We start from the raw sequence: 9140 nt of genomic DNA, 5'->3' as shown, positions 1-9140 counted from the left end.
GTGACCGGAGAAGTCGAAGAGGAAGACCTCGGCCCCCGCGTAGACCCGGGCTGTCGCAATCCGCTCAGGGGCGGTCACAGGAGACAGGGTGACTACGAGGTCCTCGCCCGCGCCCTTCCCCGACGTCAGCGTCCACTCTTGCCCCGGATGCCGAGCCATGAAGCCTGGGACCAGGGCGGCAAGTTCAGGTGTGTCCACAGGCGAAAGTAAAGCACGGCCAATGAAGGCCCCGGTGTATGGCAGGAGACCAACCGGATGCGGCCGCCGTCCTCCACGCTGGCATTGTCTGGGCAAAGCACTTGTCAGACATGCCCTAGCTGTGATGTCCAAGCAGGTTGTTGAGTCTGCTGACGGGCGCGGCTCCGATCGCGGAGTCGTGCCTGTGGTGATTGTAGAAGTGGATCCAGCGAGGTAGGGCTTGTCGCCGTTGCGGTGAGACCTCTCGCGATTGGCCATGGGAAGCCGTCATGCAGGCGATCGCGCCCGCTCAGGCGAGGCTTGTCGGATGGGGCGTCTGGCTGGTCTCAGCGTCCAGCGGTTCGTTGACTACTCCAAAGGGCACGTGCACGCTTGGAATCTCATCCGCTGCGCCCTCTAGATGCTTGAGCTGGTCGTCGAAGAAGATATGTGGTCTGAGTACTCGCAGAACTTTTGCCTTCTCGATTCCGCCCAGGAAGAAGGCGTCGTTGACGCGAACGCCCCAGGATTGAAGAGTTCGGACGACACGCTCGTGGGAGGGTGCGTTGCGCGCCGTGACGATGGCTACGTGAACTCGCCTGTTGTATGAGGGATCGGCGAGCACGCGCGCTTCCTCGATGTCCTGAATCCGATTAATGCCTCTGAGGAAGTCTGAGAGCCTCCCTTCAGGTAGCGGCTCATTCAGATGTTCGATCTCGTGCGCGTGGAATGCCGGCAGGCCATCGGCCTGCATAACGCGCTCTGACGAATCGTCCGCAAGTACACCGTCGAAGTCGAAAGCGACTCTCAAGTCTGTGCCGTCTGGGTCTGCGGCGGGTGAACCCACGACCTGTCCGGCTGCGAAACCCATCTCGAGCGCGATTCGAACGTCGCGATCATTTTGGGAGAGGAACAAGGACATGTTGAGCGCGCCCATGTATTCGTACGGTGAACGGCCCTGCATGAAGATGGCTCGGGAGATGGGTAGCCCATGATGTGCGATTGACCGCATCACGCGCAGTCCCGTCTCTGGGTCGTTCCGCGAGAGAACGATGACTTCTACGAGCGGAGTTCCGTCCGCCGATAGGTCGTTTAGCGAAAGGAGTCGTTGGATGAATGGGAAGGCAACGCCAGCTTGCAGGGGTTCCGCGATGTGTTCCTCTTGAAACTCCCGGTAGCGCGCCTCGCCGCTCTCGCGGAACACAGCATCCGCGGCCGATAGATCAAAGAGGGCGCTTGAAGCGACTCCGACTACAAGCAACTTCTCCAGGTCGTAGGCTGCCACTCTGCTCCTCGTTCGTCCGCCCTGTCATCACCGTAGCGGACCCCTGATCGCGAGGCGGCCACCGTGTAACCCTGGGTTCCGTGTCACCACTTTCCGCTGATTGAAACGAACAGACCTGGTTCAAGCCAGGATGCACGGCTCGTGAAATGACGCGTTAGTGGGTTCCATCGCTCTCGCTGTTGTCGCAACGAGTACGGCCGCTCGCTAGGTTTATGCGCATGCCACATAGCGTGTACAAAGAGGTCTCTTCGCGTGACCTCGACGAGAAGATCAAGGCCGAGGAGCTGGCCCTTAGCCACGCCTGGGCGTGGTTTGCCTTGCACGCAGGACAGCGTATGCAGGTCATCAACTACTACTTGATCACGATTGCGCTGATCCTTGCAGGGTACGGGGTGGCCTTTCAAAGCCAGAACTTCCTGATCGCCGCAACGGTCGCGCTCGCTGGTCTCGGCGTCAGCGTTGCATTCTGGATGCTGGACCGTCGCACCAAGGAGCTTGTGAAAGCTGCAGAAGTTCCGCTGCGCGAACTCCAGCGGCGCCTTGCCGTGCGCACTTCACTTCCAACCTTGACGCTCGTTGCCCTCGTGGAGAAACCCGGTCCCCGCACGGTGACCTATAGTCGGGCAATCGGCGTACTTACGATTGTGGTTTCTGTGTTGATGGTGGTGGCGTTGGTCGTGGCCCTCGTAACGCTCAGTCAGAGTCCGACGACCGCAGCTCCACTTCCCACCCCAGCTCCGACCCCATGAGGTGTTTCGGCATGTGCCGCAGCGTGCGCCAAGCTCCGAGGCATCCCGAGTAGTCTGAACGCGTATTTTCAGGATCGGCGAGAAATCCCCGGTCATGTCAAGATCGGTCGAGCGTTCGACAAGATTCGGAGTCGGGCCGCATAAGCCCGGGCGAGTCAATCGGTCGAGGGTTCAAGCCCCTCCCGCCCCACAGGTGCCTTGTGATCAGGGGTTTTTCTGACAAGTAAGGATGCATTCGGCGGAATGTGAACCCGAATCCCATATGAGGAGAGGGCGCACGAGTGACCTCGATTCGACGCGTCGAGGCGCGCTCCACCTAGATTCAAATGCGTCCACCTCGAGCGCAACGTGTGGTCCAGTCTAGGAAACTGCCGAGGGCGTCGAGGAGCCCTCGCGCGCCTTCTTCGCGGTTGGGGCCGTCTGTCCAGACCATGACCATCGTCGCAAACACGTGGCCATGCCGCTGACGAGCCCTCGCAGTGCGTGGCGGGGCGCGGCTCTGAATATGGAACCCGCCGAGAGCGGGGATCGAAAGCACAGCCGATTGTCGCTGCATCGATCGCGGTCGGGCGACCTCGAGCTTGCCCCAGGCCGACGGAATATTTGCACCGGTCGGCGATAAGGCACCGAGCGAGAGCCAACGGGTCCCGCTCGCCTTCCTGCTCGCGGGGGAAGGGCGCCTTGATCCGACGCTGCTCGACTGGCTCTCGGCCCACATATAGACCCACGAGCCGCCGATGATCGACCCGCTAACGAACTTCGAAGGTTCAATGGGTGTTCAGCTGGCGGAACTCAGCGACCTCGTGCGGCCGACCGGTAGCTAGCGACGCAAGCCGCTGCCGCCTCCTTGGTAACGACGGCCTTGGGCTCGACGCGGGGCTCAGCTCGACGGCGGTTCGGTGGTCAGCGAGTGGGCCCTTCGGTCGATCGGGTACTGAATTCGTGGGCCGTTACCGACTCGATATATGCGGCGGAACGCGAGCATCTCTCTGGTTATCGCCATATGCGCCGTTCAGAGCGAATTCCGTCTCATAGCAGCAGCCTCCCGGATGGCGGCCACCCCCGTTTGGGGGGCGTCGTACGTCGGGCGCTGGACTGTATGTTCGTCGCACCAGTCACGTTTCTTCGACCCGAACCCTTCCCGGTGGCCCTACTGCCGAGTTCATGACGCTTGCGCGTGGTTGCGTTCCAGCGTCGTGTCGACGCTCATTGTGGTGTCTTCGGAGGTTGGTGTGAGGTCGTGGCTGGTCGCGCGGTGGCGTGTCGTGGTTCCGGTGTCGGCAGTGGTTGTCCTCGCGCTGGTTGCGACGATTGCGATCGCGGTGCCCGCGCTGAACTCTTCAGGTGAAGCCGACGCCGAGGGGTTCGATTGCGCGCAGCGCGTGGAGCCCTCGTTCGAGGCGGCGACACCGAAGGCGCGGGCGTGCGAGGTCGACGTTGAGGTCACGAGTGAGCGGACCCCGTGGTCGACGACCTGGGCGACCGCGGACGGCCCCATTCGTCTTGAGCAGTCGGTGTCGCCGAGTCGGACCTCGGTGACTGGCGAATGGACCGACATTGACACCACGCTTCAGGTCGATGCTGAGTCGGGCATGGTGGCGCCAGTGGCGCCCGTGTACGAGATCGAGTTGAACGACGGAACCGAACGGCCACTCGGCGCGATCACGCGTGAAGGGAAGCGGCTTGAGGTCGGCTCCCCGGTTCAGCTGCCGGTGCCGAACATCGAGGATGGGCAGGCCGTCTACGAGATCGCGGATGGTGTGCGGTTGATCGTGACGGTGAACGAGGACGGCACTGGCTTCTTCCCCGTGTTCGAACTTGCGACGCCCGACGCAGCTGGGACGCTGAGGACGTTGCTTGCGGAGCGCCGGACTGCTGTCGGCGGCGCGCCTGCTGGAGGCGGCAACGGGCTACAGCTGGCGTTTCCTGTGACGATGCCGGCCGGCCTTCACCTCGAGGCCGATGGCAATGCGGCGAATGTCGTCGATGAGCTGGGCGAGACCCACTTCGTGGTGCCGCCCCCGGTGATGTGGGACTCGGCTGCGTCCGAGCTGCGCGCGCCCGAGCATCTTCAAGCCAGGGCCGCGACGGGCGCGACTGGTGCGGTCGATGACCGTCTGGCAGCACCGCTGCCCGGCGATCAGGTCGCGCAGATGGATCTTCACGTTGAACCCACCTCGGTTGTCGTTGACCCGAACGAGGCGATGTTGACGGCCCCGGAGACGGTGTGGCCTGTCTATCTGGACCCCGGGTTCAGTGGGCGACCTCCGTCGGAATGGATCGCCGTTCGGACAGGCGGGTACACCGACACGCTGTACCAGTGGGGTGACATCAGTACAACGATGCAGGGTGAAGGTTCTGGCCGCTGCAACGCCGCCTCGTGCAACACGGTGTTCACGCAGCGGCTCCTCTGGGAATTCAACGGTTTGGACGCGCTCCGCAGCATGGTCGGAGCAAACATCATCAGCGCGTCATTCGCCGTGAACGGGGTGCACTCATACTCGTGCACGGCCACCACGACGGACCTGCACGTGCTGCTGGAGGGAATCACGGCAGGACAGACCTGGGGTTCGCACAACTGGCACGAGTGGACTCGTTACAGCTCGCGGACCGAATACCACAGTGACAGCTGCGGCAACAAGGGATACAAGTCATTCGACGCGACATCAGCAGTCAAGCACTACGCCGACGGCGACTGGCCGACCCTCCCGTTGGCGCTGAAATCACGGGATGAGTCCACGATGACGGGCTGGAAACGATTCCGACACGACGCGCTCCTGTCCGTGGAGTACAACCGGCCGCCGGATCCGCCGTCGAGACTGCAGATAACGAACCCAATGACGCCTGCATGCTCGACGAGTCAGCAGCTGATCAACTCCCTGACACCCACGCTGTCGGCGGTCGTGAACGATCCGGATGGCGAGAACGTGGCAGCCCATTTCCAGGTGTTTACGAAGTCCGGCACGGCGGAGACCGAGGTTTGGAGCGTCACGAACTGGGCCGCGCATGCGCCAAATACCCGCGCGTTCGCAACGGTGGCTGCGGGCAAGCTTATCGCCGGAACGGCGTATTTCTGGCGCGCGACGGCAGCGGGCTCCGGGGGGCAGTGGTCGGGGTGGGGGCCGACATGCCAGTTCAAGGTTGACGTGACCCCGCCAGCAAAACCGACTGTTGAACCTGTTCGCTCGGGTGTGGAAGCGGTGTATGACGATGACGATCGCGTCGAGCGTGGTGGCGTAGAGATGATGGGCAAGTTCATCGTGGGCCCGAACGGCTCGAACGATGTGATTGAGTACAGCTACTCCTTCGGCGACCCGGCAGCGCTGAAGCCAGTGGGTGAGACCCGCATCATTGAGTTCGACCCGAAAGCGGCGGGCCCGGTCACGCTCCATGTGAGGTCCAAGGATCTTGCTGGGAATCTCTCGGATCGCGTGGATTACCAGATCGTTGTTGCTTCCCCGATCGAGGATGCGGTCTGGAAGCTCGATGAGACCGGTGGGTCCAGCGCGCCGGGCTCGGGTCCGAAGCAGGCCGGGCCACTCAAGATCAGTGGAGCTGGCTGGGTGAAGGGGCCGCATCAGCTTTTCGGCTCACGAGATGACGATTGGGCGCTGACGTTCGACGGGCTCGATGATGTCGCGGTTGCGGCGGGGCCGGTGCTGGACACGAAGAAGTCGTTCACGGTTTCCGCGCACGTGTTGCTGCCAGGCTCGAGGCCACCAGCGGGTGACTACACGGCCTTGTCGCAGGACGGGCTTACCCAGTCAGCGTTCCAATTGGGGTATCGGTCGGACTGTGGTGCCGGCGCGGCTTGCTGGTCGTTCAGCATGCCCGATACGAGCGATGGTGCGACCATCTCTGCTGCCACTACAGGCACCGTGACCGCTGATGAGTGGGTCCACCTGGTCGGCGAGCATGACGCGACCAACAAGACTGTGCGGTTGTGGGTATGCGAAGTTGGCACCCCTGCGAATCCGAAGATCGGCGATCCAGTCGCCAGTGCTCCGGTGACTCGCGGCGGGGCGGCGTGGCAGTCGCCAGGGGCGTTCACGGTCGGTCGCGGTCAAACTGCGGGGAACGCGGCGAGCTTGTGGCCGGGCCGAATCGACAACGTTCGAGTGTTCTCCGGGCAAATCGTGGATGCTTCGAAGCTGCGCCGGCTGTGCCAAGGCGCTGAGGCGGAGGACTTCGGTGAAGGTGCTGAGGCGTTCACTGCGGTCGACCCGACGGTGAGTGAGCGGTGATGCGAGAAAAGGGCCCCGAGGGGCGTCTCAGTGGCGGATGGATGTCCACGAACGGGGTGCGCGTGCGTGAACGGTTGATGTTGGTGATCGCGGGCGCCCTGGTCGTCGTGTTGGGTGTGGACCCCGGCATGCTCGGCGCAGCATGGACGTGGGCTGCGCAGGCGACAACAGGCGGCGTGATCGATGAGTCGCGTGCGCAGAACCTTGCCGCGGCAGAGACGGCCCTCGGCACGCAGACACCAGACGCGTCCAATCAGGTGGTCGGTGCTGACGAAGATCCAACCGATCCGCTGGACCCGCTGGCGCTGCCGGCGGACCTGCCGACCGCGGCTGAAGAGACTGTGGACTTGACCGCCACACCGTTGCCGGAAGACGGTGTACCGGCCGAGCTCGGCGGGATGTCGGTGACTGTTGCACCGGCGTCGGGTGCGGAGTCGCCCGATCGGGTGTCGCTGAAGGTCCTCGATCAGGTGGCAACCGAGGAGGCAGGGGTCACCGGGGTCCTCCTCGAGGTAACCGATGCATCCGACGCGCCGGCACCGGACGACCAGGCGGTCGAGTTGACCGTCGCATACGACGCGTTCGCAGGAGTCGGCGGTGGTGACTGGGCGTCGCGACTGCAGGCGATGTGGGTGCCGGACTGCGATGTTGACGCTGACGGGACGCCCGAATGCCGTCCAGTCGCGCTGGAGAGCACGCACGATGAGGCGGCTCAGACAGTGCGCATTACCGTGCCCGTGAACCCTGCCTCATCAGGCTGGGACGCTGCGCCCGCGACACTGCGAACGACCACGACCATGGGTCCCACCGCAGCGACGTCCCCGAGCTCGTCGAGCGGGTCAGTTGCGGTGACATCAGGTGCAGCGGGGCCGCTCGGTGACTGGTCGGCGACGCCGCTTGCTCTGTCCTCGACCTGGGGCACGTCGGGTGCGACGGGCGCGTTCACGTGGGCGTACCCGATGCGAGCCCCGCAGGTGCCGGCAGGTCCTGCCCCGGAACTCTCCCTGTCGTACTCATCCGCGGTCTCGGACGGTCGGATCCCGTCGACGAACAACCAGGCAGGTTTGATCGGCGAGGGCTTCGATATAGGTACGAGCTTCATCGAGCGCAGCTACAAGACGTGCGCCGATGACGAAACCAGTGGTGCGAACAACATCGACCTCTCCGCGCCCGATCTGTGCTGGGGACCCGAGAACGCGACCCTCTCGCTGAACGGCAGCGGGACTGAGCTGGTCAAAGACCAGACCAGCGGTACGTGGCATCCGCGTCGTGACGACGGCACCCGAATCGAGCACCTGACCAGCGGAGGAGCCGAGGGGGAACACTGGAAGGTCACCACCACCGACGGCACCCAGTACTTCTTCGGCCGTGACGCCGACGCCGCATCGGCGTGGACCGTGCCCGTGTACAGCAACCATCCCGGCGAGCCCGACCACGCCACCGCGTTCAAAGACTCGTCCCGTGAACACGTGTGGCGGTGGAACCTCGACCGGGTGATCGACCCGTCCGGGAACACCCTCTCCTATTTTTACACCTCAGAGGTCAACCACTATCGTCCGTTCTACGGTACCGCGCCGGTGTCGTACGTCGCGGGCGGCTACCTGAACCGGGTCGAGTACGGCACACACCCCGACGATAGCGTCAGCCAGGCGCCTGCGAAGGTTGAGTTCACACACGGTCCGCGCTGCATCACCGACCTGGCACTGCCGGACTCGTGGTGCTCGAACGCACAAACCGCGACGACCGCCAACCACTGGCCGGACACCCCAGTAGACCTGATCTGCGCCTCCGGTGCCGAATGTAAGACGTACGCACCCACGTTCTTCAACCGCACCCGCCTGTCGAAGATCACCACCTCTGCCAGCGACGGCTCGGTCTACCAGTCGGTCGACTCGTGGACGTTGTCGCAGCGGTTCGTGCCACAGGGCAGCGGCATCGACCTGCAGCCCGCCAAGGGCATCATGCTTCGGCTGGATGCGATCACTCACACTGGGAACGGCGGCCCGAGGGAAGACTTGAGCCTGCCTGAAGTGCGGTTCGACTACATCGAGATGAAGAACCGGGTCGAAGACGCCAACACCGGCGCGGATGCCTTCTGGCGTCACCGCGTGAGGAGTGTGCGGACCGAGTCCGGTGGGCGCATCAGTGTCAACTACGCGACCGGTTGCCAGAACTCATTGCCAGCGGATCCGGCTGAGAACAAGGACCTGTGTTTCCCGGTGAAATGGCACCACCCGAACGAATCCGAACCGCGCACGGACTACTTCTACAAACACGTCGTCGACTCCGTAGTCGAGGGGCACACGAATCTCGAACCAGGAACTTCCGAGCTGATCACCGGCTCGGTCGCGGTCACCACCCGGTACGACTACGCCGCTGCCGACTGGAAATGGGTCGAACCCGACAGCCCACTGATCGATGACGACGACAAGACCTTCTCCGAGTTCCGCGGTGCCAAGCAGATCACCACACGCACCGGTGAGACCGGCACCCAGCAGACGAAAGCCGTCACCACCTACTACCGCGGCACCGGCGCAACGCTGACAGCACCGATCGCCGGCGTGGATAGCGTGACGGACAGCGAACCGCTCGCCGGTCAAGTGTTCACCTCCACTCAGTACAACGGGGAAACCGCCAAGGTATCCGAGACCGTCACCAGGTTCGGGACCCCGGACACCGTCGCCA

General features: G+C 63.6%; 4 protein-coding genes and 1 pseudogene. 3 read left to right on the top strand and 2 right to left on the bottom strand.

The annotated features are described in order from the left end of the window. Together H521_RS26325 and H521_RS0118375 are read right to left on the bottom strand one after the other, a co-directional pair. Positions 1–198, bottom strand: a 198-nt coding sequence (locus H521_RS26325) for a hypothetical protein (RefSeq protein ID WP_211215519.1), incomplete at its 3' end; no start/stop codon positions are given. A gap of 289 nt (positions 199–487) precedes the next feature. Continuing rightward, entirely contained in the window at positions 488–1462 is a 975-nt protein-coding gene (locus tag H521_RS0118375) for a 5'-nucleotidase (RefSeq protein WP_022894481.1), read from the bottom strand. Positions 1463–1680: 218 nt separating this feature from the next. Here H521_RS0118375 and H521_RS25200 point away from each other — a divergent pair, with 218 nt between their 5' ends. From H521_RS25200 to H521_RS26705, 3 genes and pseudogenes are all read left to right on the top strand, one after another. After that, entirely contained in the window at positions 1681–2211 is a 531-nt protein-coding gene (locus tag H521_RS25200; RefSeq protein ID WP_156891542.1) for a RipA family octameric membrane protein, read from the top strand. A gap of 1196 nt (positions 2212–3407) precedes the next feature. Beyond that, on the top strand, positions 3408–6455 hold the full coding sequence (locus tag H521_RS0118365; protein ID WP_022894479.1) for a LamG-like jellyroll fold domain-containing protein: 3048 nt from the start codon (positions 3408–3410) through the stop codon (positions 6453–6455). Next, positions 6455–8077: pseudogene (locus H521_RS26705) on the top strand (SpvB/TcaC N-terminal domain-containing protein); the annotation flags it as partial. The gene H521_RS0118365 and the pseudogene H521_RS26705, both read left to right, overlap by 1 nt. Between the last annotated feature and the right edge of the window lie 1063 nt (positions 8078–9140).

It is taken from the genome of Agromyces subbeticus DSM 16689 (assembly GCF_000421565.1).
GTDB lineage: Bacteria > Actinomycetota > Actinomycetes > Actinomycetales > Microbacteriaceae > Agromyces > Agromyces subbeticus.
Note: the sequence above shows the minus strand (reverse complement) of the source record. Positions and strands in the feature narration are given on the sequence as shown.